The organism is Amycolatopsis sp. NPDC005232, assembly GCF_040607795.1.
In the GTDB taxonomy this organism is placed as follows: Bacteria; Actinomycetota; Actinomycetes; order Mycobacteriales; family Pseudonocardiaceae; genus Amycolatopsis.
In genome coordinates this window covers 140,369-165,313 of sequence record NZ_JBEXHL010000019.1, presented here as the reverse complement: position 1 = coordinate 165,313, position 24,945 = coordinate 140,369, and the positions used below count along the sequence as shown (strand labels likewise).

Sequence of the window (24,945 nt, the reverse complement as noted above, 5' to 3'; positions counted from 1 at the left end):
GGGGCGGCGGACACGACGGCGAACGTGGAGCCCCCTGCCCTTCACTGCCCGTCGCCGGCGGCCGCCCCGGGGCCGGGGGGGCGGGGGGGGGCCCCGAGACGGGGCGGGGCACCGCGCGGAACTTCCCGGTGTTCCAGAATTTCGGGGAGCTCAGGTCCGGGCGAACCGGTCGAGCACGCCGACGAGGACCTCGCTGATCGAGCCGGTGGCCGTGGTGTGCCCGGAGTCGCCGACGAGCAGGAGCTCCGCGTCCGGCAGCGCCCGTTCCAGCAGCCACGGCGTGCCGACCAGGTTGCCGAGATCGAGCGAGCCCTGGACCAGCGCCGCAGGGATCCCCGCGAGCCGGTGGGCGTCGCGCAGGATGGCGCCGTCCTCGCTGAAGCAGCCGTTGGCGAAGTAGTGCGTGACGAGCCGCGCGAACGCCAGCCGGTACGCGGGGTCGGTGAACCGCGACGCCGCCGGTTCGATCGAGAGCATCGCGTCTTCCCACTCGCACCAGCGCCGGGCGGCGGCTTCGTGGACGGCGGGGTCGGGATCCATCAGCAGCCGGTGGTACGCGCGGGCCAGGTCACGGTCGCGCTCGGCCTCCGGCACGCCGTCGCGGAACTTCGCGAACGCCGCCGGGAACACCGCGCCGAGCCCCCGCGTGAGCAGGTCCAGCTCGGACTGCCGGTCGGTGGCCAAGCCGAGGAGCACGAACTCGCTGACGCGCTCCGGGTGGCGTTCGGCGTACAGCAGCGAGAGCGCCGACCCCCAGGACCCGCCGAACAGCAGCCAGGTGTCGATGCCGAGCGTCCTCCGCAGCAGTTCCATGTCGGCGAGCAGGTGCGGGGTGGTGTTGGCCGAGAGGTCGGCGACGGGCTCGCCCGCGTGCGGAGTACTGCGCCCGCAGCCGCGCTGGTCGAACAGCACCACGCGGTAGCGATCGGGGTCGAAGAACCGCCGGTGCGCCGGCAGGCAGCCGCTGCCGGGTCCGCCGTGCACGACGAGGGCGGGTTTTCCGGCGGGGTTGCCGCACTCCTCCCAGTACACGGCGTGGCCGTCGCCGACGTCGAGCATTCCGGTGCGGTACGGGGTGGTCTCGGGGTGCAGTCCAGGCACGGCACGTCCTTTTCGACGGAGCCTTCCGGCGGGTCAGAGCAGGTCCGCGGCCAGCTCCCACAGCGCACGGCACAGCTGGGCGGGTGCGGCAGGGCCGAGGTGGATCACGGCTTCGGCGCCGGAGCCGGCGGTATGGCTGAGATAGCGGCCCCAGTCGGTGTCGGCGTAGTGCAGGGGTTCGTCCGCACACAGGCGGCGGCCGACTTCGTCGCGGCGGGCGACGTACAGCTCACCGCTGCCGTGGACCGGGCGCTGCACCAGGCTGACGACGTCGGCCAGCTCGGGTTCGAGCGGGTACGCGTCCTCGCCGCGGCGCGCGGCGTCCGCGAGGTCGGAGACACGGACCGAACGCGGGACGCCGCCACCGGCCCCGACGACCGGGAGCTGCTCCACAAGGGTCTCGACCAGCCGCTGCCGGTCGATCTCCTGCACGCCGACGTGCTCGCCGTCGGACACGGCGAGCACCGCCTGCAGCCCGCTCGCGGCGACGAGCACACCGTAGGTGCGCCCGCCCGTGGCGACCCAGCCGTAGAACTCCTCCACCGGCCGCGACAGCAGCGGCAGCCAGTCGAGGAAGTCGACGGTGGCGCGGCCGCGCCGGTCGACGAGGCCGGCCACGGCGAGCGCGTCGTCGATCCGCTTGGCGGCCTCCTCGCGTTCGAGGTCCGACAGCCACACCGGTTCGGGGCGCAGCGTCACGTGCAACGAGCCGACCTGCTCGCGCTCGGCGAGCGCCGCGAGTGCCTCCAGCGGCACGTCGACCCGTCCGGCCACGGCCGTCACTCGCCGATGACCGGCGGGATCGTCCGCTGATCGGTGCCGAAGAGGGCGTCGGGGTCGGGTTCGACGAGGAAGTCGGGACGGCGGTGCTCGGCGTCCTCCTCCTCTTCCCCGCGGCGGCCGGCGGCACCCCCCGGTCCCATCGATGTCCCACGGCTCCCCCCGGCGCCCCGTGCGGCAGCGGCTTCTTCGGCCGCGACGGCGTTCAGACCACCGACGCCGGACCGCGCACCGGCACCGCCACGCAGCGCGCGGCCTTCTGCCGCGCCGGCTTCGCCCCCCGTGCCGCCCGCGAACCGGCCGCCGGACGCGCCTCGGCCCGCGGTGCCCGCGGGGTCGCCGCCGATGAGGCCGGTCGGGCCGGACGCCGGGATCTGGCCGGGGTCCGGAACGAACGCCGTGCCACCCCGGCTCGAGGTCAGGTCCGGCAGGGTCGAGGTGGCCGGCGGGACCGCCGTGTTGGTGCCGCCGGTGCTGCTCTGCGTGGTGGTCGTGTCCGCCGGGTGGTGCGTACCGCCCGTGCCCCCGGTGTGGCCGGTGCCGCCCGTCCCGCCGGTGTGGCCGGTGCCGGTGTGGCCGCCCGTGATCACCTGCTCGCCGGTGCCGTGGAACCCGGCGGCCGGGGCGTGCCCGGCGGTCCCGGTCCCCGTCGTCCCGCCCGGCGTGGTGCTCCCGAGCGACCCTGGGATGCTCACGTGCCCCGGCGGCGCCGGTGTGGACAGCCGAATCGCCGCGCCGTCGGACTCCAGCGTGCCGTACTGCGTCGGCAGCACCGACTTCGTGCTCGTGGTGACGCCGTTGTATTGGTCCATCACGCGCACGTTGGTGTCGTTGGCGGCGTTGTACTTGTTCAGCTTGTCCTGGTACGAGTTCTGGTCGTGCGCCGCCATGAACGGCCCCGCGATCGGGATCGCCGCCTTCAGCCCCGTCGTCCACGGGCTCGGCTTGTCCGGCTTCGGCGGCACCTCGACCACGGTGTGGCTCGAGTCCTCGAAACTGCTCGCCTGCATCTCCACCGACGCGTTGGTCATGTCGAGCGGGTCCGCCGTGTCCGCGAACGCCTTCTCCAGCGGCCCCGCGCCGGCGTTGGCGGCGTCGGCACCGTTGCCTGTCCACGACTTCGCCATGCGGTCCTGCAGGTCCTTGATGCTCTGCGCCCGCTCCAGGTATGCCGAAGACAGCTCCTGCACCTGCGTGGCCGCGGTCCGCAGCCCCGAGGTGTTGCCGGTTCTGAAGTTCTCGTAGATCTGCTTGCCGTCCACCTATGCCCCCTTGAGTGTGCCGACGACGGCGCCCGCCACGGTTTCCGCGACCTGGCACGAATCCTTTTCGCCTTGATAACCCTGGGCTGCCGTGGCAAAGGCGAGGTCGTCCGAGAGACCCACCCAGAGGGTGCAGTTGCCGTGAGCCCTGCGGTCGCTGAGATCGCTGAACACCGCGGGGTGACCGGCCACCGAGGGAGCGGGGTCCACGAAGCCCAGTTGCCCCGCGTCCTTCGCGCGGTAGATACCGGCGAGGCCGCCCATCCCCTGGTCGCGGTTCCCCGTGCCGATGATGATCTGGACGCTGAGCCCTTCGGCACCGATCTGCCAGCCGCAGCCGGGCCCCGCCTCGGCGAACGGCCCGCTCACCGTTGCTTCGCCCTGCGCCGGATAGCGCAGCGGGGCCAGCACGCTCTCCGGCACGAGCGCGCAAGGTTTGCCCAGGTACGCGGCCGGATCGAGGGGGTCCGTCACCTTCGGCGCACGGGAATCGGGGGCGGTGCCGGAGGCACTGCCCGGAGCCGGCTGCGCGGTGCCCGCGGTGGGTGCCGAACACCCGGCCGCCACCACGGCGCCCACGACCACGAGCGCGGCGCACGCCGCGCTCGCGCTTGTTCCCCTCATCGTGCCTGGCCGAGCTCGGCGTTCGCCTGGTCGGTCGCCACGGTCTTGTCCTTCGCCGCCTTCAGCTTCGCGACGTAGCCCTGCACGTACTGGCGCATCGAATCGTTCTGCTCCTGCAGCGCGCGCAACGAGTCGCCACCGGTGGTGGCGTAACCGCTGCTGGCGGGATCCTTCCCGGGAGCTTTCAACGCCGCGACGATGTCCACGATCTTGCGGCCGTCCGCGGTGATCTTCGTCAACTGGTCTTCCCACAGGCCGATCACGGCTTCGAGCTCCGCGGGCTCCATCTCGAAGGTGCCGCCGCCACCGCTCCCACCGCCGTACACGGGGCCACCGGCGGAGACGTCGCCGAAGACGGTTTGGGCCGCGCGGCCCGCTTCGCCGATGATCAAGGCTCGTCCCTCTCCCCAGTCTCACTCACCGTGATGGCGCACAGCGTAGTCACCGGCCACGTCCGTGTCAGCAGAACGTGGCCGAGGTGAGACGAAGAAAAGGGGGTGGCGGTTCCGGCGACTCCACGTCACAGTACGTACGTACGGATTGCAAGAACCCCGTCCCAGATGCCAGGATTCCAGGATGCCCCGGGTCAGCCAGGATCACCTCGACGCACGCCGGCGCCAGATCCTAGACGGTTCGCGCGTGTGCTTCGCCCGCTACGGATACGAGGGTGCCACAGTCCGCCGCCTCGAGGAGGCCACGGGTCTGTCCCGCGGAGCCATCTTCCACCATTTCCGCGACAAGGAGTCGCTTTTTCTCGCACTCGCAGAGGACGACGCCGTGCGGATGGCCGACGTCGTCGCCGAACAGGGCCTCGTGCAGGTCATGCGCGAGCTGCTCTCCGGCGACAGCGAGCACCCCGCCGACTGGCTGGGCACGCGGCTCGAGGTGTCGCGGCGGCTGCGCACCGACCCGGAGTTCCGCGGCCGCTGGGCCGAGCGCTCCGAGCAGCTGACCACCGCGACGCGCGAACGGCTCATGCGCCAGCGCGAGGCCGGCAACCTGCGCGACGACGTGGACGTGGACGTGCTCACCGCGTTCCTCGAGCTCGTGCTCGAAGGCCTGGTCTCCCACCTCGCGATGGGACTGCCCGGCGACGACCTCGGCCCCGTGCTCGACCTGGTCGAGGAGACCGTCCGGCGCCACCGGCCCGGGGCCACCCGATAGGTGCTCACACTGCGCGGCGGTCACTTTCGTGTTGAATGTGGCCGTGGAGATCCTCGACGCGCACGGACAGTCCCTCGCCCTCTTCGACCGGGCCGTGCACGAGATCGGACCCGATGACTGGGGCCGCGACACCCCCTGCGCCGACTGGTCCGTTCGCGACCTCGTGAACCACCTCGTCGTCGAACAACTGTGGGTCCCGCCACTGCTCGACGGCGCCACCCTCGACGACGTCGGCGACCGCTTCGACGGCGACCGGCTCGGCGACGATCCCGTCGCCGCCTGGGAGACGTCGGCGGCCACGGCGCGCGAGGCGTGGCTGGTGCCGGGCGTGCCGCAGCGCACCGTCCACGTCTCCTTCGGGCTGATCCCGGCCGAAGAGTACGGCTGGCAGATGTCCATCGACTTCGCCGTGCACGCCTGGGACCTCTCGACGGCGCTCGGCAAGCCGAACCCCATCCCGGCGGACCTGGCGGCCCGCCTGCTCGAGGTCGTGCGCCCGTGGGTCGACGACTGGCAGGGCATCGGCCTGTTCGAGCCGCCGGTCGCGGTCGGGCGCTCCGCGGACGACGCGACGCGGCTCGTGGCGCTCCTGGGCCGGCAGCCGCGCTGAGCCACACCGCTTCACCCGGCTGTCACCCGTCCGACGTCCGGAGCACGTTAAGATTGTCGGCATCGTCGCAGTACAAGCCGATTCCCTTGCTAGGAGTGACTCCACACGTGCGCGCCGCGCAATCGCCCGGTGACAGTACCGGGCCGGGTCGACAACCCGGCTGCCCGCTAGCCTCCACCGCTCCCTCTCGCGTCCCGGACGGTGCGGCATGACCCACGTCCTGCTCTCCGTGGGCGGTGTGCTGGTCTTCATCCTCCTCACGATCGGCACCGGCCTCGCCGTCGCCGCCGAGTTCTCGCTGACCGCCCTCGAGCGCAGCACCGTCGACGCCGACGTGCGCCAGGTGGGCGACCGCCGCTCGCTCGCGGTGCAGAAGGCGCACCGCACGCTGAGCTTCCAGCTCTCGGGTGCCCAGGTCGCGATCACCCTCACCACGCTGATCACCGGTTACCTCGCCGAGCCGCTCATCGGCGAGCTCGTGCGGCCGGCCTTCGACGCGTTCGGCCTGTCCGAGGCCGTCGCGGCCGGCGCGTCGATCGCCGTCGCGCTGGTGCTGGCCACGTTCCTGTCGATGATCCTCGGCGAGATGGTGCCGAAGAACATCGCGATCGCGCGCCCGCTGCAGACCGCCCGCGCGGTGACCGGCTACCACTCGCGGTTCTCCGCGCTGTTCCGCTGGCTCATCACACTCATGAACAACAGCGCCAACTTCGTGGTGCGCAAGTTCGGCGTCGAGCCGCAGGAAGAGCTGCGGTCCGCGCGCTCGCCCCAGGAGCTCGGCTCGATCGTGCGCTCCAGCGCCGAGAGCGGGAAGCTGGACACGTCCACGGCCGAGCTGCTGGACCGTTCGCTGCGCTTCGGCGAGCGCACCGCCGACGAGCTCATGACCCCGCGCGTACAGGTCGAGTCGCTGACCGTGGACGACACGATCAACGACCTCATCGAGATCTCGCGCCGCACCGGCTTCTCGCGGTTTCCCGTCTACCGCGAGGACCTCGACGACGTGCAGGGCGCTGTGCACGTGAAGCAGGCCTTCGCCGTGCCCGGCGAAGAGCGCGCCACCGTGCGCATCGGCTCGGTCATGCGCCCGGTGCCGACCGTGCCCGAGTCGCTCTCGGGCGACGACCTGCTCAACCGCCTGCGCGACTCCCGCTACCAGCTCGCCATCGTCGTCGACGAGTACGGCGGCACGGCCGGGCTGGTGACGCTGGAGGACGTGGTCGAGGAGATCATCGGCGACGTCCGCGACGAGCACGACGACCGCGAAGCCCCGGCGTCGCAGCAGGTCGGCTCAGACAGCTGGCTCGTGTCGGGCCAGCTGCGCTCCGACGAGGTCAGCGAGGTCACCGGCTTCCGCATGCCCGACGGCGACTACGAGACGATCGCCGGCCTGATCCTCGAACGCCTCGGCCGCATCCCCGCCGAGGGTGACGCCGCCGTCGTCGACGGCTGGCGGCTCACCGTCACGAGCATGGACCGCCACCGCATCGCCGAGGTCGAGGTGCGGCCCGTGGAACCCGGGCCGGGCCAGAACACCGACCAGAACACCGGCCACGACCCGGCCGCCGCGCCGAAGCGGAACCCTGCGCCGCAGCCGGTCACCGAACGCGAGGTGGTCGCGTGAACGACTGGCTGAACATCGCCCTGGTCGTGGTGCTGCTGCTCGCCAACGCGTTTTTCGTCGGCGCCGAGTTCACCCTGATCTCCTCGCGGCGCGACCGCCTGGAAGCGTTGCTGGAGCAGGGAAAGACGCGCGCACGGATCGTGATCAACGCGAGCAGGAACGTCTCGCGGATGCTCGCGGGCGCGCAGCTGGGCATCACCATCTGCTCGCTGCTGCTCGGCCGGCTGGGCGAACCCGCAGTGGCGCACCGGCTTTCCGGGTTCTTCGACCTGCTCAACCTGCCCGAACAGCTGCTGCACCCGATCTCGTTCGCGATCGCGCTGGCGTTCATCACGATGCTCCACGTGCTGATCGGCGAGATGGTGCCGAAGAACCTCGCCATCGCCGAGCCGGAACGGCTCGCGCTGTGGCTGGTGCCCGCGCACGTGGCGTGGGTGAAGCTCGCGAACCCCGTGATCTGGTTCCTCAACCTCGTGGCGAACTCGTTCCTGCGAGTGGTGAAGGTGGAGCCGAAGGACGAGCTGGAAACGGCCTACACCTCCGACGAGCTGGCCGAGCTGCTCAGTGAGTCGCGGCGCGAGGGACTGCTCGAACAGTCGGAGCACCAACGGCTTTCGCAGACGTTGTCGTCGGTCGCGAAGACGGTGTCCGACGTGCTCGTGCCCACCGCGCAGCTGACCACCCTCCCTTGTGGACCGACGCTCGGCGACGTGGAACGCGCGGTGTCCTCGACCGGGTTCTCGCGGTTCCCGGTCTGCACCGACGACGGCACCCTCACCGGCTACATCCACGTGAAGGACGTGCTCGACCTCGTCGGCCAGAGTCCGGACACGAGCGTGCCGGACTCGAAGACCCGGCCGCTCACGGAGCTTCGGGCCGACGCGCGGCTCGACGTGGCACTTTCGGCCATGCGGAAGGAAGGCAGCCACCTCGCGCGGGCGCTCGACGCCGCCGGCGAGGCCGTGGGTGTCGTGGCCCTGGAGGACCTCGTCGAGGAGTACGTGGGCACCGTGCGCGACGGCACGCACGTGACGGCATGACCGGGCCGCTCATCCTCGCGGAACCGGAGTGGCAGGCACGTCAGGCCCAGCACGTCGAGCGCATGCGCGCGTGGACGGTGCCGCACCAGGAACGCCGGGCGCGGGATGAGAAGCACCCCGTGCTCGACTTCCTGTTCACGTACTACTCGTACCGGCCCGGGCACCTCGAACGCTGGCAGCCGGGCCCGGGCGTGGTGCTCGCCGGCCCGGCCGCGCGGCGCTTCCTCGACCGGCCGGCCTTCGTCGAGACGGCCGCCGGAGTGACGCTCGACCCGGCCGCCTTCACCGAACGCCGGGTCCGGACGGCGGAGTTCGTGCTGCGGCTGCTGGAAGCCACAGCGAGCCGTTCCCCGCGGTTGAGCTGCTTCGGCTTGCACGAGTGGGCCATGGTGTACCGCGAGCCGGTCGACTCCGTACGGCACTCGCAGGTGCCGCTGCGGCTCGGCTCGGCCGCCACGGACACGGTGGTCGAGTCGCTCGAGATCCGCTGCGGGCACTACGACGCGTTCCGGTTCTTCACCGACCCGGCACGGCCGCGCAACACCCTCGAGCCGGTCCGCGAGAACCAGGTCGAGCTGGAGCAGCCAGGGTGCCTGCACGCGAACATGGATCTGTTCAAGTGGGCGTACAAGCTCGACCCGTTCGTCCCGGCGGAGCTAGTGGCCGACTGCTTCGAGCTCGCGGCCGACGTCCGGGAGCTCGACATGCGGGCCAGCCCGTACGACCTTTTGGCCTACGGCTACTCTCCTGTGCGCATCGAGACGCCCGAAGGGCGGGCCGAGTACGCCCGCGCGCAAGGCGGCTTCGCGCGCCGGGCGGCGCCGCTGCGGGCTCGGCTCATCGCGCTCTGCCGTCACCTGCTCGGCGGCACCTGGTGAATTGTGTACAGACCGTGCAACTCTGAGTAACAATATTCACCGAGGGTCGCTAACCTGTTAGAGTGATAACGGTTTGATTGCATAGCAGCGCGTGTGCGCACATCTCGAAAGGACAACGATGGGGCGACACACACTGGCCGAAGAGCCGGTGCCGCACCCTCTCGATCCGCCGAAGCGCCAGCAAGGCCGCAGCGAGACGACGGGCTCACACCGGATCGTCGCCGCGAAGGCTCCGCGCCGCCGGATCGCCAAGTGGCCCATCGCGGTTGCCGGGCTCGTCGTCCTGGTCGCACTCGGCGTCTTCGGCTGGAACTGGGCCGACAGCGTGCTCAACAACCGCGCCGAGGCCCAAGCCGCCAGCTGCGGCGGGAACCGGACCACCATCAAGCTGGTCGTCACCCCGCAGATCGCGAAGCCCGTCGAGGCCGCCGCGCACCGCTGGGACGCCGATCTGACCCCGGTGCACGGCGCCTGCTTCCAGGTCAACGTCACGACCAAGTCGTCGTCGGAGGTGCTGGACGCGCTGACGGGCAAAACCGACCTCTCGACCATCGGCGGTCTGCCCGACGGCTGGGTCCCCGAGTCGTCGTACTGGGTCACGCAGCTGACCGCCGCCAAGCCCGAGCTCATCGGCTCGCCGGCGATGCCGATCGGCTCGGGCCCGCCCGCCGACTACCCGTTCGTGGGCCTCGCGGTGTCGTCCGTCGGCGGCACCACCGACGAGAACCAGCAGCGCGCCACACAGAGCTTCCGCGCGTACCTCAAGGAACCCGCCCAGCTGGCCGACTTCGCGGCCGCCGGCATCCGGGCGTCCTGAGTCGCTTCAGCCGAAAGCGCCGAAACGGCCGGTCCCGGAACTCCCCGGGGCCGGCCGTTTTCCGTTCACCGGGCGGCATGACTCAGCCGAAGGTGTCGGGGTCGGCGCCCGTGCGGGTGCCGTTGTCGAGCTCGGCCAGCGCCGCGAGGTCGTCGTCGGCGAGCTCGAAGTCGAACACGGCGAAGTTCTCCCGGATCCGCGCCGGCGTCGCCGACTTCGGGATGGCGATCGTGCCCATCTGCAGGTGCCAGCGCAGCACGAGCTGGGCGGGCGTCTTGCCGTACTTGGCCGCGAGCGCAGTGATCACGCGGTCGCCCAGCAGCCGGCCGCGCGCGAGCGGGCTCCAGGCCTCCGTGGCGATGCCGAACTCGGCGTGAAACGTACGCAGCGGCAGCTGCTGCAGCCACGGGTGCAGCTCGACCTGGTTCACGGCCGGGACCACGTCGGTCTCGTCGAGCAGCCGGCGCAGATGCGTGATGCCGAAGTTCGACACACCGATCGCCCGCACTCGCCCGTCCTGGTAGAGCCGCTCCAGCGCCCGCCAGGTCTCCACGTAGCGGTCGCGGCGCGGCTGCGGCCAGTGGATGAGGAACAGGTCGATCTGCTCCAGCCCGAGCGCGACGGCGCTGTGGTCGAAGGCGCGCAACGCGTTGTCGTACCCGTGCTGGTCGTTCCACAGCTTCGTGGTCACGAAGAACTCGTCCCGGGGCAGGCCCGAGGCACGGATCGCTTCGCCGACCTCGGCCTCGTTGCCGTACATCGCGGCGGTGTCGATGCTGCGGTAACCCGCTTCGATCGCGGCGCCGATCACCTTCCCGGCCTGCGCGGCGCGGACCTGGTAGACGCCGAAGCCGAGCTGCGGGACGGTGACGGAGTTGTTCAGGGTGAGCAGGGGCGGGTTGGCCATGAAGGCGGATCCTCACTGCGGTGTCCTGGGGTGGCCTCTCCGATCCTTCCACTCCCCCGGCCCACCGGCTCGTCACCCCGCCGCACGATCGAGCGGTCCGGCTCAGGCGCTCGCCTGGGCGCGCAGGTACTCGGCCGTCTCCGGGTTCGCCGGGTAGAAGGACTCGATGACCAGCTCGGCGACCGTCACGTCGAGCGGGGTGCCGAAGGTCGCGACCGTGCTGAAGAACGTGAGCTCCGTGCCACGGTGTCGGTAGCGCAACGGGACGAAGATGTCACCCGGCCCAGGTATCTCGACCTCGGGCACCGGCTGGTCGCACGGGTACTCCCGCAGCTCCGCCAGCAGCTCGGCGAGACCCCCGTCGGCCGTCTGCTCGACCTGACGGCGCAGGCGGCCCAGCAGGTGGGCCCGCCACTCCCCCAGGTTCAGCACGTTCGGGGCCATGCCGTCGGGGTGCAGGGTCGCGCGCAGGACGTTCGCCGGCGGTGCCAGCAGTTCCGGCGCCACGCCCTCGATGAGCACGCCGAGGCTCGTGTTGGCGTCGACGAGGTTCCAGCCACGGTCGACCACGGCCGCGGGATACGGTTCGTGGCCGGTGAGCAGCAGCCGGACGGCGTCGCGCACGGCCGTCAGCTCCGGCGCGCTCAGCTCGGTCTCGCCGTACGCGGGGGCGTAGCCTGCGGCCAGCAGCAGGCGGTTGCGTTCGCGTAGCGGCACTTCGAGGTGCTCGCCGAGGCGCAGCACCATCTCCCGGCTCGGCTTCGAGCGGCCGGTCTCGACGAAGCTCAGGTGCCGCGTGGAGATGTCCGCGGCGATCGAGAGGTCGAGCTGACTGATGCGGCGCCGGTCGCGCCACTCCCGCAGGAGCTCGCCGACCGCCCGCCGTGCCGGGGCCTTCACCGAAGTCGTCACGCCCCCGACGCTACGGGTCCGCCCGCGCTCAGGCCATTACCTTGCGGGTAATCGCCGGGGGGAGCGCAGGCAAGGGTGCGGCCGTTACCTCCGGCGTAATCGACGAACCGCGCCCGGCGCAGCAGTGTTGGTGACATCAGGACGGCGAACCCGTTGTCCGCCAAGCAAAGGGAGTTTCCCCGTGTCCGACGTGACGAGCACTGTCGAGCAGTACATCGCGATCTGGAACGAGACCGACGCCGAGCGCCGGCGTGCCCTCGTCGCCGAGGTTTTCACGCCCGACGCGTCCATGACCGATCCCCTGGGCTCGGTGACCGGCCACGACGGCATCGACGGGTTCATCGGCGGCGCGCAGGCGCAGTTCGCCGGGCTGACCTTCAGCCTGCCGAAGGCGCCCGACGCCCACCACGACCTGGCGCGGTTCCAGTGGTACCTCACGGCGCCGGGCGCCGACGAGCCGATCGCGATCGGGTTCGACGTCGTCGAGCTGGCCGACGGCCGGATCGCCAAGGTGCACGGGTTCCTGGACAAGATCCCGGGCTGAGGTCGTGGGCACGAGCGCGGCGGACTCGCGATCGGGCGGGTCCGCCGTTGCTCCACAGTGGACGGCCGATGAGACGTGGATCACAGGAATGCGTGCCAGCGGCGCGAAATCCGGCGGCCTCGCGAGGTTCAGACCACGGCGAAGCGTGCTCGGAAAAGATCGTGGTCCGGAGGTCTGAACCATCCGGCCTCGGACCCGATGACCGCCGGGTCCGAGGTCCTCCCCACTCTGTCCGTACCCCGTGGGGCGCCTGAGAGTTTCACCCGCGTGGATACGCGGGTTTGCACCGTCGGCGGAACCGGCTGGTGGTGTCCAGCGGGCCCACTTTCCAGAGGCGTCTCGTCCGCGCGGTCCAGGGTGCCTGAGAGGTTCCGGGGAGGACTTGCTCCTTCGGCGCCGAGCTCGTGGATGCCGGCTCGGTCTCTCCCGCGCGGGTTCGTCGACCGCGAGTTCAGAATACCTTGCCCTCGCGGGCGGTGATCACCCGGTGCGGCGGGAGTTGCGGCGCTGGGTGAGTTCGTCCGGGACGACCGATTCGATCACGCCGCCGTCGGCGCGTTCGGCGGTGAACTCGTGGATCGTGCCGCTGATCTCCTGCATCGCGCCGCTCACGGCGATGCCGAACACGCCCTGCCCTCCCTGGAGCAGATCCACGATCTCTTCGGGTGAGGTGCACTCGTACACCGTGGTGCCGTCGGAGAACAGGGTGACCTTCGCGAGGTCGCGCACGCCGCGCACGCGCAGGTGCTCCACCGCGACCCGGATGTTGTGCAGTGAGACCCCGGTGTCCAGCAGCCGCTTCACGACCTTCAGGACGAGGATGTCCTTGAACGAGTACAGCCGCTGCGAGCCCGAACCGTGCGCGGTGCGAATGCTCGGCGCGACCAGCTTCGTCCGGGCCCAGTAGTCGAGTTGGCGGTACGTGATCCCCGCGATCTGGCACGCGGCGGGACCGCGGTACCCCACGAGCTCGTCCGGAAGGGAGGCGTCGGGGAACAGCTCGCCCTGCTCGCCATCGGCGGCACGAACGGGCGGCCTCTCCGGACTACCAGCCTCGACCACGCAAGCCTCCCTTCGCCCGACCTGGCGGCCGGCGAATGACAGCCGGTCGAGCCCAGGAGCGGGATCGGCCGGGGACAACCGCCACGATCGTGCTCCGGTCGGAGAATCACATCGTGACGATTTACCGCCTTCGACGGTAAGGCCGCGCCGCGGGCCGGTCAACGCGACGCGCGGCGCACCTCAAGCTCGTCTTGAGCCTTTAGTCCGTTCGCCGTACGGGTTGACACTTATTACTCGCCTGAGTAACTTATTACTCATGCGAGTAAATTTCGACACGCAAGCGGAACTCGGGCTGAGCGTCACGGAGGCGACGACCCGGGCGCAGATCATCGCGGCGACCATCGCCACGATCGCCGACCACGGCTACGCGCGCACCACGTTCGCCAAGATCAAGGAACGCGCGGGGCTGAGCAGCACGCGCATGATCTCCTACCACTTCACGAACAAGGCCGGGCTCATGCAGGCCGTGCTGAGCACGGTGTCCGAGACCAAGGCGATGTTCCTGCAGGAGCGCAGCAAGGACCTCGACCCCGGCGACCGGCCGGGCAACCTGCGGGCCCACATCGAGACGTCGGTGGCGTTCCTGCGCGACTACCCGGAATGCGTCCGGGTGCTCGCGGAGCTCTCGGCGAACGCCGACGACGCGGACGGCTGGGCGATGACCTCGGTGCTCGTGGGCCAGCTGCGGGTGGGCGGGGTGCAGCGCCAGCTCAAACAGGGCCAGGACGAGGGGGTGTTCGGAGAGTTCGCGCCGGAGGTGATGGCGATGTCGATCGCACAGGCCATCGACGGGGTGGCGACGGCCTATGCGGCCGATCCGTCGACCGACCTCGACCGCTACGGGCGGGAAATCGCCGACCTCTTCGAGCGGGCGACTGCTCCGAAGCGGTGAATGCGCCGCCCGAAAGCAAGGCGGGAACGTGGTGCACGACCGCGTTCCCGCCGCCGGCGGCTCAGGTGTCGGCGCCGCGGAAGTCTTCGGGGGACACGGAGTCGAGGAACTCGCGGAACTTCTCGACCTCGTCCTCCTGCTCGTCCGGGATGATCAGGCCCGCCTCCTCCAGCACCGCGTCCACGGCGTGGATGGGGACCCCGATCCGCAGCGCCAGCGCGACCGAGTCGCTGGGGCGCGCGGACACCCGGATGTCACCGTCGAAGACGAGCTCGGCGAAGAAGGTGCCTTCCTTCAGGTCCGTGATCACGACCTGCTCCAGCTCGCGGCCGAGCGCCCCGATGACCTCTTTGAGGAGGTCATGGGTCAGTGGCCGGGCGGGTCGTACTCCCTGCTGCTCCAAGGCGATGGCGGTGGCCTCGACCGAGCCGATCCAGATCGGCAGGTAGCGCTCGCCGTCGGTTTCCCGCAGCAACAAGATCGGCTGATTGGCGGGCAGCTCCACCCGCACACCGACGACGCGCATCTCGCTCATCGGGTTTCGCCTCCCTCTCGTGCACACGGGCTGCAGCGCTCGACGTACTCGCGCCGTTGGGTTCGACGCTACCCGTCATCCGGGCGCTGTGCTCGCTAGTGGCGGACATTCTCGGTTCACTGCACCGCAAACCGTCTCTCACGGTACGGCATACGGTCCCGAACATTCAGTCATTGACATGTGACGCACACCGGTGTTCAGCCCGTTACGTCCGGTTCAACCGCCGGTGACTCCCCGGATCCCCGCTTTCACGAGGAGCGTGTGGAGCGTGACGGACAGCGCGGCGAGCTCGCGGACCACCTCGTCTGCCCTCGCTTTCGCGTCCTCGTCACGGTGGCGATACACGGGGGTCACGATCTGCTCCAGCAAGCCGACTTCGCGGTCGGCCGCGGCGCGGAAGGCACGCAGATGTCTCGGCTCGATACCGAATTCGGTCATCGCCTTCACCGTGCGCGCGATCAGCACCGCATCGGGGCCGAAGAATCCCGCCGCGCCCGGCCGTACGAGCCCGTACTGCTGCAGTTCGGTGAGCGTCGCGGCGGTGATGCCGGCTTGCGCCAGCAACTCCTCCTGCGTCAGCCGGATCTCGGGACCGGTCTCGAAGTCGTCGGCGTCGGGCAGCCCGCCGGTGTCGGCCGGGTCGAGCGACACCAGCTTCCGGGGCAGGCGTGGAGCGACCGCGGCGGGCTCCGCTCCGGAGTCCGCCGCGTCCAGCTGTTCCTTGATGACCTTGAGCGGGAGGTAGTGGTCCCGCTGCGCGGACAGCACGAAGCGAAGCCGCTCCACGTCCGCCGGGGCGAACTGCCGGTACCCCGAGGGCGTGCGGCCCGGCCGGACCAGGCCTTCCGCCTCGAGGAACCGGATCTTGGAGATGGTGACATCGGGGAAGTCGCCGCGCAGCTGCGCCAGGACCGCCCCGATGCTCAACCCGTCACGCCGGGCCTCCGAACGACCGGGCTGCCCGGCCGCCGTCACTGTGCCCCCTGGCCCCCGTGCCCCGGGCCCGTCAGGAAGACGAGGCGGAACTTCCCGATCTGCACCTCGTCGCCGCCGGCCAGCACGGCCTGGTCGACCGGCTCGCGGTTGACGTAGGTGCCGTTCAGGCTGCCGACGTCGATCACCACGAACTCCCCGCCCTCACGCCGGAACTCGGCGTGCCGGCGGGAAACGGTGACGTCGTCGAGGAAGATGTCGCTGTCGGGGTGCCGGCCCGCGCTCGTGGTGTCGCGGTCCAGCAGGAAGCGCGACCCCGCGTTGGGGCCCCGCTTCACGACCAGGAGGGCGGAACCCGGCGGCAGGGCGTCGACGCCCTGCACCGGTGCTTCGGCGGCCGGTGCGGACTCCTGGCCTTCGACGTCGGCCAGGAAGTCGGCCCGGAAGACAGAGGTCCGCTCCGGAGACTGCTCCGGGGGAACGCCGGGCCCGTCGTTCGTGCTCACCTGAGCTCTCCTCTACACACAATGTTGCTATGACCAAGAACGTGTAGCTGCCAACGTACCGTGCCTGATCGGTTCGGAACCCCGGGGCTCCCCCTTGTGCGGGCGGAACCCCCGGGCCAGGCCGAACCCGCCTCAGCCGGTGATGAGCGCCTGGTACGCCTCGGCTTCGAGCAGGGCTTCGAGCCCCGCGGGGTCGTCGAGGCGGATCTCCACGAGCCAGCCCTCGCCGTACGGGTCGGAATTGATCAACTCGGGCGAATCGGAGACCGCTGCGTTCACCGCGACGATCTCGCCGTCGACCGGCGCGAACAGCTCCGAGACGCTCTTGGTGGACTCCACCTCGCCGAAGACGTCGCCCGCGTCGACGTGCTTGCCGACCTCGGGCAGGTCGACGAACACCACGTCGCCGAGCTGGTCCTGGGCGTATTCCGTGATGCCCACGCGGACCAGCACACCCTCACGCGTGGCCACCCACTCGTGTTCCTCGGTGTAACGCAGCTCTTCTGGAGTGGTCAACGCCCCTCCCCTTCCTGGAACCGACTTCGTCGCGGGCAGTCTTCCATCACCGGCTGCGAAGCGCGCGCACTGCCTGCACGACATAGAGCGCGCCGGACCAGACGTAGAGCACCCCGCCCCAGACCATGAAGGCGTAGGCGATCGGCCGGGCCACCACGGCCACGGTCGAGCCGCCCTGCGTGAGCAGCAGGAACGGGAAGGCGTACATGAGCACGAAGGTCGCGCCCTTGCCGATGTAGGTCACCTCGGGCGGCGCGAACCCGCCGCGGCGGAGCACGAGCACGCAGATCGCGAGCACGGCCTCGCGCAGCACCAGCGGCACGACGACCCACCACGGGATGATGTCGCGGATGAGGAACGCGACGAGGGTCGCGAGGATGTAGAGCCGGTCGGCGGCGGGGTCGAGCAGCTGGCCCAGCCGCGACATCTGGTCGAGCCAGCGGGCGAGCTTGCCGTCGAGCCAGTCGGTCAGCGCCGAGAAGACGAGCAGCGCGAGCGCCCAGCCGTCCTCCTTCGGGCCGAGCAGCAGCCAGAGGAACACGGGCACGCCCGCGAGCCGCAGCAGCGACAGGAGGTTGGGAACGTTGAACGCCTGCCGCAGCAGGGAAGGCTCCGTCTTGGGCTCGGGGACCGTGGTCACTCGCTCAGCCTAGAGGTGAGTACCGGCGCCGACGCCGGTGGTCACGCGGTCGGGTCGCGGGTTCGTGGCGCGCGACCCGACCGCGGGGCTGTGGGTGGAAAAGCCGTGGGTGGAAAGCCGTGGATCGAAAAGCCGCCGGGCATCAAACCCGTGGGCTCTCAGGCCGTGAGCTCTCAAACCGTGCGGCTTCGAAGCGGTCGGCCGGGAAAGCCGCGGGCGTGCTCAGCCGGCGCGGCGGTGGCTCCAGCCGCGGCGCTGCAGCTCCGCGCTGCTGAGGCGCTCGGGGCGGCCGCGGTCGTCGTTGCCGACCCAGCGGGCTCGGCCGGCTCGGCCTTCGAGGACGTACGGGCGGCCGCAGCACCACACGACGCTGCAGGGCGCGGTGGGCGGAGTGGTCTCGGTGGGCCGCTCGGACGGGTCGGTGAGGGCGGACGCTGACGGGATGGCGGGCTCGCTGGCCGTTTCGGTGGTCATGCTGTGCGGTGCTCTTGTCTCTCGGGGTCGGCGGGTGATCGGGGACGGGAACGCGCCGGAGCGCTCCTCACCTATTTCGGTCCGAAAGCGCCAGACGTTAACGTCCGCGCCGGAGATTCGTCCGATCGATGAGCGAGCGGTTCCCGGTGTCTCACTGCGTGAACGCGATGTTAACCGTCCACAATAGACAGACTTTCGCGGGAGCCCGGCGAGGCGGAAGCCCCGGTTCCGGTAACCTCCGCCCGCCGCGCCGGGTGTCGGTCCGGGTCACAGCGCCGGCGGCGGGCCAGAATGCCGGGGAAGACCCCTGGCGAAAGGACCCCGGTGCCCCCGTCGAAGCCCGCGTGGCGGCCGCTGCTCGCGGCCTGGCTCGTGCTGCCGGCGCTCGCCGCCTGTTCGGGGGAACCCGAGCCCCGGGCGGCGGTACCGCCGCCACCGTCCGCGACCACGCCCCCGCCGACGACCTCGTCGGCGGGGGCGGTTCCTCCCCCGCCGCCTGAAACGACACAGGCGCCGCCGAGCACGCACACCAAGGCCCCGCGCACCACGGCGGCCGTTCCGGGCTCCTGCGGCACCGTGACGGCCGCGAGCGGCCTGACCCTGTACGTGTTCGACAGCCGGGCGGGCGGCGTGCCGTGCGCCGAGGCCATGGCGCTCGTGCGCGACTTCCACGCGAAGATCGCCGGCCGGCAGGGCACGGGGTCCAACGACGCCGTGAACGACACCGTGTCGGGCTGGCTGTGCACCTCGGGTCCGCCCGCGGCGCAGGGCGGCACGACGTGCAGCAAGGGCGAGCAGACGGTGTTCGCGGCCGTCGTCCCCTCGGAGTGAAGCCGAGGGGGACGACGGCCGCGCGACTCAGGCCTTGAGGTCCGGGAAGTCGTCCTCGCGGTACTCGCCCTCGGGCCGGGTGTTCTCGTGCTCGCGCCCGCGCAGCTCGACGCGGCGGATCTTGCCGGAGATCGTCTTCGGCAGCTCCGCGAACTCCAGGCGCCGGATCCGCTTGTACGGTGCGAGGTGCTCCCGCGCGTACGCCAGGATCGCGCGCGCGGTGTCCGCGGTGGGCTCGTGGCCCGCGGCCAGCACGACGTAGGCCTTCGGCACGGCGAGCCGGATCGGGTCCGGCGCGGGCACCACGGCGGCCTCGGCGACGGCTTCGTGCTCCAGCAGCACGCTCTCCAGCTCGAACGGCGAGATCCGGTAGTCCGACGCCTTGAACACGTCGTCGGTGCGCCCGACGTAGGTGATGTAGCCGCGTTCGTCCACCGAACCGACGTCGCCCGTGTGGTAGTAGCCGTCGCGGAAGGCTTCCGAGGTGCGCTCGTCGTCGTCCGCGTAGCCCGTCATCAGGCCGACCGGCCGGTGCGCGAGGTCGAGGCAGATCTCGCCCTCGCCGGCGCGCTCGCCCGTGACCGGGTCGACCAGCGCCACCACGAAGCCCGGCAGCGGCCGGCCCATCGAGCCGGGAACCACTTCCTGGCCGGGAGTGTTTGCGATCTGAACGCTGCTCTCGGTCTGGCCGAACCCGTCGCGAATGGTGACGCCCCAGGCCTTCTCGACCTGCTCGATCACTTCGGGGTTGAGCGGCTCCCCCGCACCGACCACCTTCTGCGGCGGGGTTTTCAGCGCCGTCAGGTCGGCCTGGATGAGCATGCGCCACACCGTGGGCGGCGCGCAGAAGCTCGTGACCCCGCAGCGGTCCATCTGCGCCATGAGCGCTGTGGCGTCGAAGCGCGTGTAGTTGTACAGAAACACCGTGGCCTCGGCGTTCCACGGCGCGAACACGTTGCTCCACGCGTGTTTCGCCCAGCCGGGCGAGGAGATGTTCAGGTGCACGTCACCCGGTTCGAGGCCGATCCAGTACATTGTAGACAGATGCCCGACCGGGTACGAGACGTGCGTGTGCTGCACGAGCTTCGGCTTCGCCGTGGTGCCCGAGGTGAAGTAGAGCAACAGCGGGTCGCCCGCGGCCGTCACGCCTTCGGGGGTGAAATCGGCCGGCTCGGCGTACGCGGTGGCGTAGGCGTGCCAGCCCTCGACCGGCTCGCCGACGGCGATGCGCGTGTAGTCGCCCGCCACGTCGGCGAACTTCGGGGCGTCGGCCGAGCGCACCACCACGTGCTTGGCCTTGCCGCGCTCCACGCGGTCGACGAGGTCGGCCGGCCCGAGCAGCGTCGAGGCCGGGATGATCACGGCGCCGAGCTTGATCGCGGCGAGGATCGTCTCCCACAGCTCGCCCTGGTTGCCCAGCATGAGGATCAGCCGGTCGCCGCGCGAGACGCCGAGGCGGCGCAGCCACGTGGCGACCTGGTCCGAGCGGGCGGCCATCTCCGGGTAGGTCCAGCGGTTCTCGGTGCCGTCCTCCTCGACGATCCAGAGCGCGTACCGCTGCGCGTTCGCCGGGTCGCGGGCCACCACGTCGAACCAGTCGAGCGCCCAGTTGAACTCCGCGGGCTGCGGCCACGCGAACTCCTGGACGGCGGTGTCGTAGTCCTCGCGGTGGGACTGGAGGTAGTCCCGCGCCTCCCGAAAGACCTGGTAGGCCTCGCCGGCCCGCTGGTTCCCCGAAGCGCCATTGCTCACGTCGTGCTCCCTCGTGCTCGCGTACGTGCCTGTTCTACTCGCCCTTGAACTCGGGCGCGCGGCGCTCCATGAACGCCTGCACGGCCTCGGCGAGGTCCTTGCTCGGGAGGAACGCGGAGTTCCACGCCGCGACGTACCGCAGGCCCTCGGCGACCTGGCGCTCGGTGTTGGCGGCGAGCACCTGCTTGGTGCCCTGTACGACCAGCGGCGGGTTCGCCGCGATGTCGGCGGCAAGCTGGCGGGCCTCGGCCAGAAGGGTCTCCTGGTCGGGGTAGACGTCGTTGACCAGGCCGATCTTCTCGGCGCGCGCGGCGTCGACGTCCTTGCCCGTGAGGGCGAGCTCGCGCACGTGGCCCTCGCCGACGATCGTGGCCAGCCGCTGCAGGCTGCCGAGGTCGGCGACGATCGCGACCTTCACCTCACGCACGCTGAACTTCGCATCGGCGCTGGCCAGGCGCACGTCGGCGGCGCTGATCACGTCGACGCCGCCGCCGATGCACCAGCCGGACACCGCGGCGATCACGGGCTTGCGGCACTCGGCGATCGAGCTCACGGCCTCCTGCAGGCGGCGGACCTCGCGGTGGAAGTCCGTGCGCGGGCCGGCCAGCGCGTCGCCGGCGAGCATCGGGGCCCAGCCGCCCATCATCGCGGGCAGGTCGAGGCCGTAGGAGAAATGCGCGCCGCTGCCGGTGAGCACGATCGCGCGCACGCGCGCGTCGGCGTCGAGGGCGGCGAAGACCAGCGGCAGCTCGCGCCAGAAGTCGGGGCCCATGGCGTTGCCCTTCGCCGGGCCGAGCAGGGTGACTTCGGCGACGTGGCCGTCGAGGTCGACCTTCAGCGAGACGAGATCGGGCAGGGAGTCGGCAGGTCCGGTCATGTCTGTCATCTTGAACCATCCGGTTGACGCTGTGCCAATTCGGTCGCGGGATGCTTTCCTGGGAGGGCCACGAGAGATCGAAGCGGCCCTCGACCACGAGAGGAAGGTGGCGCATGGCCCCGGCCCCCGTTCTTGCCGTCGACGACCTGCCTGCGGATCCCCCGCCGGCGCGCCGCTCGCGTCCGATCGAGCTGTCCGGCTCGTTCACCTGCGACGGCCACCGCCTGGCCTACACCGAGTACGGCTCGGGCGAGCGCGTGGTGGTCTTGATGCACGGCATCATGTTCACCCGCCGCATGCACGCTCCCCTGGCCCGCCGGCTCGCCCGCTCGGGCTTCCGCGTGATCACCCTCGACCTGCTGGGCCACGGCGAGTCCGACCGGCCGACCGAGTCGTGGCGCTACTCGATGCCGGCGTTCGGGGAGCAGGCCGTGGCGCTGCTCGACCACCTCGACCTGCCCGACGCCGTGCTCGGCGGGACGTCGCTCGGCGCGAACGTGGCGCTCGAGGTGGCGGTCGCGCAGCCGTCCCGCGCCCGCGGGCTGGTCGTGGAGATGCCGGTGCTGGACAACGCGATCGTCGCCGGGCTGCTCACGTTCGCCCCGCTGCTGTTCGCCGCGCGCTTCCTGCCCGTGACCGTGCGCGGCGTCGCGCTGGCCGCCAACCTCGTGCCCCACGGCAGCCAGTGGGTCGACGTCGTCACCGACACCCTGACCCAGCAGCCCGAGCCGATGGCCGCGCTCCTGCACGGCGTGCTGTTCGGCCGCATCGCGCCGCCGAAGTCGGTACGCCGGGCCATCGCCACGCCCGCGCTGGTGATCGGCCACGAAGGCGATCCGATCCACCCCTTCGGTGACGCCGACACCCTGGCCGCCGACATGCCCGGTGCGGAGTTCGTCCAGGCGCGCAGCCCGGTCGAGCTCCGCTCCGACCCGAAACGCTTGACCTCGGCGATCACCGACTTCGCCGAGCGCTGCTACGAAAGCTGACCCGGCCGGGTCACTTCGCGAGGCCGGCCACCGGGCCGAACACGATCACCGCCGGCGGCCGGACACCGGCGGCGGCCGCTTCGCCGGCCACCTTCCCCAGCGTGGAGCGCAGGGTGCGCTGTGTGCGCATGGTGCCGTCTTCGACGATGGCGACCGGCGTGCCGGCGGGGCGGCCGCCGTCCAGCAGCGCCGCCGCGAACTGGGGCAGCCGTTCGACGCCCATCATCAGCACGATCGTGCCGCGCAGGCCGGCCAGCAGGGACCAGTCGACCAGCGAACGCGGGTCACCGGGCGCGACGTGGCCCGAAACGACCACGACCTCGTGGGCGACGCCGCGGTGGGTGACCGGCACGTCGGCCACGGCGGGGACCGCGAACGCGCTCGTGATGCCCGGGACCATGGTCACCGGCACGCCCGCCTCGGCGCAGGCCAGGACCTCCTCGAACCCGCGGCCGAACAGGTAGGGGTCGCCGCCCTTGAGCCGGACGACGAACTTCCCCTCCTTGGCCTTCTCGATCAGCGTGCTGTTGATCACGTCCTGGCTCGCGGCGCGGCCGTACGGGATCTTCGCCGCGTCGACGACCTCGACCTCGGGCGCGAGCTCGTCCAGCAGCTCGCGCGGCGCGAGCCGGTCGACGACCACCACGTCGGCGCGCGAGAGCAGCCGGCGGCCGCGGACGGTGATCAGGTCCGGGTCGCCCGGGCCGCCGCCGACCAGGGCGACGCCAGGCAGCTCGGTGTCGGAGTCTCGCGGCGCGCGGCCGCCGGCAGCATCCTTGACGGTGCCGGCGTGCAGGGCGTCGAGGATGCTGTCGCGCACGGCGGCCGAGCGCAGCGGCTCACCGCCGGACAGGACGCCGAACAGCAGCCCGCCGTGGCGGCCCGAAGCCGGGGTCACGGCGCTGCCGGACTCCCCCTCGTCGGCGCGCACGCAGAACACGCGCTCGCGTTCGGCTTCGGCGCACACGGCGGCGTTGACCTCGGGGTCGTCGGTGCAGGCGAGCGCGTACCAGGCGTCGGCGAGGTCGCCCTCGGCGTAGCGGCGCTCGTGCCAGACCAGCTCGCCCGCGTCGGCCATCGCGCTCACCGACGGCGTGGTGTGGGGCGAGACCAGCTCCACCCGCGCGCCCGCGCGGATGAGCCGCGGGAGGCGGCGCTGGGCGACCGAGCCGCCCCCGACCATCACGACGCGGCGGCCGGCGAGCTGGAGTCCGGAGAGGTAGTGCGGGTCGTCCATAGCCCGAAAGTCTGCCTGCCCGGCCCGCTCAGCGCTGCAGCAGGGCCAGCAGCCCGGTGTTGCCGAACATCGTCGCCGACTCGACCGCGGACGGTGTGCCCGCCCGTGGATCGGCACCACCCGCCACCAGCGCCTTCACGACCTCGGGCTCGTGCTTGAACACGGCGCCGGCGAGCGGGCTCTGGCCCCGGTCGTTGACCCGGTTCGGATCCGCGCCGCGCGCCAGCAGCGCGGCCACCGTCTCCGCGTGCCCGTGGTAAGCGGCGAGCATCACCAAGGTGTCGCCGCGGTCGTTGGTGAGGTTCGCGGGGATGCCGGCGTCGACGTACGCGGCGAGGCGCTCCGTGTCGCCCGCACGCGCCATGGTGAACACGCGGGCGCAGAGGTCGAGCTCCTCGTCCGACGGCGTCCCGGAAGCCATGCGCCGAGTCTGGCACGCCGGCTCCCGGGACGCCGGGTGCTCAACCCCGGGCGGAGTTCGGGTAGGGCAGCAGCGCCATCTCCCGCGCGTTCTTGATGGCCGACGCCACCTGCTTCTGCTGATTCGGCGTCAGCCCCGTCACGCGGCGGGCGCGGATCTTGCCGCGGTCGGAGATGAAGATCCGCAGCAGGTCGACGTCCTTCCAGTCGACGGCCGTGATCCCCCGGGCGTGCAACGGGTTCGCCCGCTTGCGGGGCACGCGTTCGTGCTTCGGCATGCGCCTCACCAGCTCGACTTTCTGACGCCGGGCAGCTCGCCGTTGTGCGCCATCTGCCGCATCCGCACGCGCGACAGGCCGAACTTGCGCAGGAAGCCGCGCGGGCGCCCGTCGGCGGCGTCGCGGTTGCGGATCCGCGTGGCGCTCGCGTCGCGCGGCATGCGCTGCAACGCCACGACCGCGGCGGCCTTGTCCTGCGCCGACGAGTGCGGCGAGGCGATCACAGCCTTGAGCGCGCGGCGCTTCTCGACGTGGCGGGCGGCGATCACCTTCCGCTGCTCGTTCTTCGCGATCTTCGACTCCTTCGCCATCAGCGCTCTTCCTTGAACTCGACGTGCTTGCGCACCACGGGGTCGTACTTGCGCAGGACCATCCGGTCGGGGTCGTTGCGCCGGTTCTTCTTCGTCACGTACGTGTAGCCGGTGCCCGCGGTGGAGCGCAGCTTGATGATCGGCCGGACGTCGGTGCTCTTCGCCATCTAGAGCTTCACCCCCTTCGCGGCCAGTTCTGCGACGACCGCGTCGATCCCGCGCTTGTCGATCGTCTTCATGCCCTTCGCCGACACCTTGAGCCGCACGGTCCGGCCGAGGCTCGGCACGTAGTAGCGGCGGGTCTGCAGGTTCGGCTCCCAGCGCCGTGACGTGCGGCGGTGCGAGTGCGAGACCTGCTTGCCGTAGCCCGGCTTGCGGCCGGTGACCTGGCACACGGCTGACACGGACCCTCCCGAGTTGATAGTGATA

General features: G+C 71.1%; 32 protein-coding genes and 1 riboswitch. Of the genes, 10 read left to right on the top strand and 22 right to left on the bottom strand.

Annotated elements, in window-relative coordinates; translation table 11 throughout:
- Positions 1–150: 150 nt before the first annotated feature.
- Genes pip through ABZU76_RS31980 form a run of 5 tightly spaced genes read right to left on the bottom strand, consistent with a single transcriptional unit; the run spans position 151 to position 4,159 of the window.
- On the bottom strand, positions 151–1,101 hold the full coding sequence (gene pip / locus ABZU76_RS32000) for a prolyl aminopeptidase (protein ID WP_354875972.1): 951 nt from the start codon (positions 1,099–1,101) through the stop codon (positions 151–153).
- 33 nt (positions 1,102–1,134) lie between these two features.
- Entirely contained in the window at positions 1,135–1,884 is a 750-nt protein-coding gene (locus tag ABZU76_RS31995; RefSeq protein WP_354875970.1) for an ESX secretion-associated protein EspG, read from the bottom strand.
- Positions 1,881–3,143, bottom strand: a complete 1,263-nt coding sequence (locus tag ABZU76_RS31990) for a hypothetical protein (RefSeq protein ID WP_354875968.1) — start codon at positions 3,141–3,143, stop codon at positions 1,881–1,883. Before ABZU76_RS31990 ends, ABZU76_RS31995 begins: the two co-directional genes overlap by 4 nt.
- A complete protein-coding gene (locus tag ABZU76_RS31985; RefSeq protein WP_354875966.1) occupies positions 3,144–3,722 on the bottom strand; it encodes a DUF3558 domain-containing protein in 579 nt (192 codons plus the stop codon). It abuts the gene before it with no gap.
- 41 nt (positions 3,723–3,763) lie between these two features.
- On the bottom strand, positions 3,764–4,159 hold the full coding sequence (locus tag ABZU76_RS31980; RefSeq protein WP_354875964.1) for a hypothetical protein: 396 nt from the start codon (positions 4,157–4,159) through the stop codon (positions 3,764–3,766).
- A gap of 184 nt (positions 4,160–4,343) precedes the next feature.
- Here ABZU76_RS31980 and ABZU76_RS31975 point away from each other — a divergent pair, with 184 nt between their 5' ends.
- The 6 genes from ABZU76_RS31975 (at position 4,344) to ABZU76_RS31950 (ending at position 9,900) form a co-directional block, all read left to right on the top strand.
- The gene (locus tag ABZU76_RS31975) at positions 4,344–4,931 is read left to right on the top strand and encodes a TetR/AcrR family transcriptional regulator (RefSeq protein WP_220240866.1); all 588 of its coding nucleotides are present in this window, start codon (positions 4,344–4,346) and stop codon (positions 4,929–4,931) included.
- Between the two features lie 43 nt (positions 4,932–4,974).
- Positions 4,975–5,541 carry a TIGR03086 family metal-binding protein gene (locus ABZU76_RS31970; RefSeq protein ID WP_354875962.1) on the top strand — a complete coding sequence of 189 codons (567 nt, stop codon included), beginning with the start codon at positions 4,975–4,977 and terminating at the stop codon, positions 5,539–5,541.
- Between the two features lie 208 nt (positions 5,542–5,749).
- Positions 5,750–7,165 carry a hemolysin family protein gene (locus ABZU76_RS31965; RefSeq protein WP_354875960.1) on the top strand — a complete coding sequence of 472 codons (1,416 nt, stop codon included), beginning with the start codon at positions 5,750–5,752 and terminating at the stop codon, positions 7,163–7,165.
- On the top strand, positions 7,162–8,205 hold the full coding sequence (locus ABZU76_RS31960; RefSeq protein WP_354875958.1) for a hemolysin family protein: 1,044 nt from the start codon (positions 7,162–7,164) through the stop codon (positions 8,203–8,205). Before ABZU76_RS31965 ends, ABZU76_RS31960 begins: the two co-directional genes overlap by 4 nt.
- Positions 8,202–9,083 carry a 3-methyladenine DNA glycosylase gene (locus ABZU76_RS31955; protein WP_354875956.1) on the top strand — a complete coding sequence of 294 codons (882 nt, stop codon included), beginning with the start codon at positions 8,202–8,204 and terminating at the stop codon, positions 9,081–9,083. Before ABZU76_RS31960 ends, ABZU76_RS31955 begins: the two co-directional genes overlap by 4 nt.
- A gap of 118 nt (positions 9,084–9,201) precedes the next feature.
- Entirely contained in the window at positions 9,202–9,900 is a 699-nt protein-coding gene (locus ABZU76_RS31950) for a hypothetical protein (protein WP_354875954.1), read from the top strand.
- Between the two features lie 82 nt (positions 9,901–9,982).
- Here the strand turns inward: ABZU76_RS31950 and ABZU76_RS31945 are convergent, their stop codons facing one another.
- Both ABZU76_RS31945 and ABZU76_RS31940 read right to left on the bottom strand, forming a co-directional pair.
- The gene (locus ABZU76_RS31945) at positions 9,983–10,807 is read right to left on the bottom strand and encodes an aldo/keto reductase (protein ID WP_354875952.1); all 825 of its coding nucleotides are present in this window, start codon (positions 10,805–10,807) and stop codon (positions 9,983–9,985) included.
- A 102-nt stretch (positions 10,808–10,909) separates the two neighbouring features.
- Entirely contained in the window at positions 10,910–11,719 is an 810-nt protein-coding gene (locus ABZU76_RS31940) for a helix-turn-helix transcriptional regulator (protein WP_354875950.1), read from the bottom strand.
- A 181-nt stretch (positions 11,720–11,900) separates the two neighbouring features.
- Here ABZU76_RS31940 and ABZU76_RS31935 point away from each other — a divergent pair, with 181 nt between their 5' ends.
- Positions 11,901–12,263, top strand: coding sequence for a nuclear transport factor 2 family protein (locus tag ABZU76_RS31935; RefSeq protein WP_220240878.1), 363 nt, complete (start codon positions 11,901–11,903; stop codon positions 12,261–12,263).
- A gap of 338 nt (positions 12,264–12,601) precedes the next feature.
- A riboswitch (glycine riboswitch) is annotated at positions 12,602–12,702 on the bottom strand.
- A gap of 41 nt (positions 12,703–12,743) precedes the next feature.
- Here the strand turns inward: ABZU76_RS31935 and ABZU76_RS31930 are convergent.
- The gene (locus ABZU76_RS31930; protein ID WP_354875948.1) at positions 12,744–13,325 is read right to left on the bottom strand and encodes a MerR family transcriptional regulator; all 582 of its coding nucleotides are present in this window, start codon (positions 13,323–13,325) and stop codon (positions 12,744–12,746) included.
- A gap of 256 nt (positions 13,326–13,581) precedes the next feature.
- Between ABZU76_RS31930 and ABZU76_RS31925 the strand changes: the two genes are divergently transcribed.
- A complete protein-coding gene (locus ABZU76_RS31925; RefSeq protein WP_354875946.1) occupies positions 13,582–14,217 on the top strand; it encodes a TetR/AcrR family transcriptional regulator in 636 nt (211 codons plus the stop codon).
- Between the two features lie 61 nt (positions 14,218–14,278).
- On the opposite strand, the gene ABZU76_RS31920 is transcribed toward ABZU76_RS31925, so the two are convergent.
- The 6 genes from ABZU76_RS31920 to ABZU76_RS31895 form a co-directional block, all read right to left on the bottom strand.
- Positions 14,279–14,752, bottom strand: coding sequence for a bifunctional nuclease family protein (locus ABZU76_RS31920; protein WP_091613264.1), 474 nt, complete (start codon positions 14,750–14,752; stop codon positions 14,279–14,281).
- Positions 14,753–14,968: 216 nt separating this feature from the next.
- A complete protein-coding gene (locus tag ABZU76_RS31915) occupies positions 14,969–15,727 on the bottom strand; it encodes a MerR family transcriptional regulator (RefSeq protein ID WP_220240881.1) in 759 nt (252 codons plus the stop codon).
- Positions 15,724–16,191, bottom strand: a complete 468-nt coding sequence (gene garA / locus ABZU76_RS31910; RefSeq protein ID WP_033287853.1) for a glycogen accumulation regulator GarA — start codon at positions 16,189–16,191, stop codon at positions 15,724–15,726. The genes ABZU76_RS31915 and garA overlap by 4 nt, the downstream gene beginning before the upstream one ends.
- Positions 16,192–16,323: 132 nt before the next feature.
- Positions 16,324–16,707, bottom strand: coding sequence for a glycine cleavage system protein GcvH (gcvH, locus tag ABZU76_RS31905; RefSeq protein WP_354875943.1), 384 nt, complete (start codon positions 16,705–16,707; stop codon positions 16,324–16,326).
- A gap of 46 nt (positions 16,708–16,753) precedes the next feature.
- A complete protein-coding gene (locus ABZU76_RS31900) occupies positions 16,754–17,347 on the bottom strand; it encodes a CDP-alcohol phosphatidyltransferase family protein (protein ID WP_220240885.1) in 594 nt (197 codons plus the stop codon).
- A 222-nt stretch (positions 17,348–17,569) separates the two neighbouring features.
- A complete protein-coding gene (locus ABZU76_RS31895; RefSeq protein ID WP_220240887.1) occupies positions 17,570–17,821 on the bottom strand; it encodes a hypothetical protein in 252 nt (83 codons plus the stop codon).
- Between the two features lie 324 nt (positions 17,822–18,145).
- Here ABZU76_RS31895 and ABZU76_RS31890 point away from each other — a divergent pair, with 324 nt between their 5' ends.
- The gene (locus ABZU76_RS31890) at positions 18,146–18,652 is read left to right on the top strand and encodes a hypothetical protein (protein ID WP_354875941.1); all 507 of its coding nucleotides are present in this window, start codon (positions 18,146–18,148) and stop codon (positions 18,650–18,652) included.
- Between the two features lie 27 nt (positions 18,653–18,679).
- Here ABZU76_RS31890 and ABZU76_RS31885 read toward each other — a convergent pair whose 3' ends face one another.
- Together ABZU76_RS31885 and ABZU76_RS31880 are read right to left on the bottom strand one after the other, a co-directional pair.
- Positions 18,680–20,404: an AMP-binding protein gene (locus tag ABZU76_RS31885; RefSeq protein ID WP_354875939.1), complete on the bottom strand. Its 1,725-nt coding sequence runs from the start codon at positions 20,402–20,404 to the stop codon at positions 18,680–18,682.
- Between the two features lie 34 nt (positions 20,405–20,438).
- Positions 20,439–21,281 carry a crotonase/enoyl-CoA hydratase family protein gene (locus ABZU76_RS31880; RefSeq protein ID WP_354875937.1) on the bottom strand — a complete coding sequence of 281 codons (843 nt, stop codon included), beginning with the start codon at positions 21,279–21,281 and terminating at the stop codon, positions 20,439–20,441.
- 113 nt (positions 21,282–21,394) lie between these two features.
- Between ABZU76_RS31880 and ABZU76_RS31875 the strand changes: the two genes are divergently transcribed.
- Positions 21,395–22,270 (top strand): alpha/beta fold hydrolase, encoded by an 876-nt coding sequence (locus ABZU76_RS31875; protein ID WP_354875936.1) that lies wholly within the window; start codon positions 21,395–21,397, stop codon positions 22,268–22,270.
- Positions 22,271–22,280: 10 nt separating this feature from the next.
- Here the strand turns inward: ABZU76_RS31875 and cobA are convergent, their stop codons facing one another.
- Genes cobA through rpmB form a run of 6 tightly spaced genes read right to left on the bottom strand, consistent with a single transcriptional unit; the run spans position 22,281 to position 24,920 of the window.
- Complete coding sequence (gene cobA, locus ABZU76_RS31870) at positions 22,281–23,507, bottom strand: uroporphyrinogen-III C-methyltransferase (RefSeq protein ID WP_354875934.1); 1,227 nt, start codon at positions 23,505–23,507, stop codon at positions 22,281–22,283.
- Between the two features lie 28 nt (positions 23,508–23,535).
- Positions 23,536–23,928 carry an ankyrin repeat domain-containing protein gene (locus ABZU76_RS31865; RefSeq protein WP_354875932.1) on the bottom strand — a complete coding sequence of 131 codons (393 nt, stop codon included), beginning with the start codon at positions 23,926–23,928 and terminating at the stop codon, positions 23,536–23,538.
- Positions 23,929–23,968: 40 nt separating this feature from the next.
- Positions 23,969–24,205: a 30S ribosomal protein S18 gene (gene rpsR / locus ABZU76_RS31860; RefSeq protein ID WP_354875930.1), complete on the bottom strand. Its 237-nt coding sequence runs from the start codon at positions 24,203–24,205 to the stop codon at positions 23,969–23,971.
- Between the two features lie 5 nt (positions 24,206–24,210).
- Positions 24,211–24,516: a 30S ribosomal protein S14 gene (gene rpsN / locus ABZU76_RS31855; RefSeq protein ID WP_354875928.1), complete on the bottom strand. Its 306-nt coding sequence runs from the start codon at positions 24,514–24,516 to the stop codon at positions 24,211–24,213.
- Positions 24,516–24,683, bottom strand: a complete 168-nt coding sequence (gene rpmG / locus ABZU76_RS31850) for a 50S ribosomal protein L33 (protein WP_220240903.1) — start codon at positions 24,681–24,683, stop codon at positions 24,516–24,518. The genes rpsN and rpmG overlap by 1 nt, the downstream gene beginning before the upstream one ends.
- On the bottom strand, positions 24,684–24,920 hold the full coding sequence (gene rpmB / locus ABZU76_RS31845; protein ID WP_220240905.1) for a 50S ribosomal protein L28: 237 nt from the start codon (positions 24,918–24,920) through the stop codon (positions 24,684–24,686).
- Positions 24,921–24,945 lie beyond the last annotated feature (25 nt).

What these genes read in the sequence shown, in the direction of transcription:
- ABZU76_RS31865 (WP_354875932.1), bottom strand. Translation starts at nt 23,928, where the DNA reads ATGGCTTCCGGGACGCCGTCGGACGAGGAGCTCGACCTCTGCGCCCGC.
- ABZU76_RS31875 (WP_354875936.1), top strand. Translation starts at nt 21,395, where the DNA reads ATGGCCCCGGCCCCCGTTCTTGCCGTCGACGACCTGCCTGCGGATCCC.
- ABZU76_RS31880 (WP_354875937.1), bottom strand. Translation starts at nt 21,281, where the DNA reads ATGACCGGACCTGCCGACTCCCTGCCCGATCTCGTCTCGCTGAAGGTC.
- ABZU76_RS31945 (WP_354875952.1), bottom strand. Translation starts at nt 10,807, where the DNA reads ATGGCCAACCCGCCCCTGCTCACCCTGAACAACTCCGTCACCGTCCCG.
- rpsR (WP_354875930.1), bottom strand. Translation starts at nt 24,205, where the DNA reads ATGCCGAAGCACGAACGCGTGCCCCGCAAGCGGGCGAACCCGTTGCAC.
- ABZU76_RS31920 (WP_091613264.1), bottom strand. Translation starts at nt 14,752, where the DNA reads ATGAGCGAGATGCGCGTCGTCGGTGTGCGGGTGGAGCTGCCCGCCAAT.
- ABZU76_RS31925 (WP_354875946.1), top strand. Translation starts at nt 13,582, where the DNA reads ATGCGAGTAAATTTCGACACGCAAGCGGAACTCGGGCTGAGCGTCACG.
- ABZU76_RS31965 (WP_354875960.1), top strand. Translation starts at nt 5,750, where the DNA reads ATGACCCACGTCCTGCTCTCCGTGGGCGGTGTGCTGGTCTTCATCCTC.
- ABZU76_RS31955 (WP_354875956.1), top strand. Translation starts at nt 8,202, where the DNA reads ATGACCGGGCCGCTCATCCTCGCGGAACCGGAGTGGCAGGCACGTCAG.
- rpmG (WP_220240903.1), bottom strand. Translation starts at nt 24,683, where the DNA reads ATGGCGAAGAGCACCGACGTCCGGCCGATCATCAAGCTGCGCTCCACC.
- ABZU76_RS31975 (WP_220240866.1), top strand. Translation starts at nt 4,344, where the DNA reads ATGCCCCGGGTCAGCCAGGATCACCTCGACGCACGCCGGCGCCAGATC.
- ABZU76_RS31950 (WP_354875954.1), top strand. Translation starts at nt 9,202, where the DNA reads ATGGGGCGACACACACTGGCCGAAGAGCCGGTGCCGCACCCTCTCGAT.
- rpsN (WP_354875928.1), bottom strand. Translation starts at nt 24,516, where the DNA reads ATGGCGAAGGAGTCGAAGATCGCGAAGAACGAGCAGCGGAAGGTGATC.
- cobA (WP_354875934.1), bottom strand. Translation starts at nt 23,507, where the DNA reads ATGGACGACCCGCACTACCTCTCCGGACTCCAGCTCGCCGGCCGCCGC.
- ABZU76_RS31895 (WP_220240887.1), bottom strand. Translation starts at nt 17,821, where the DNA reads ATGACCACCGAAACGGCCAGCGAGCCCGCCATCCCGTCAGCGTCCGCC.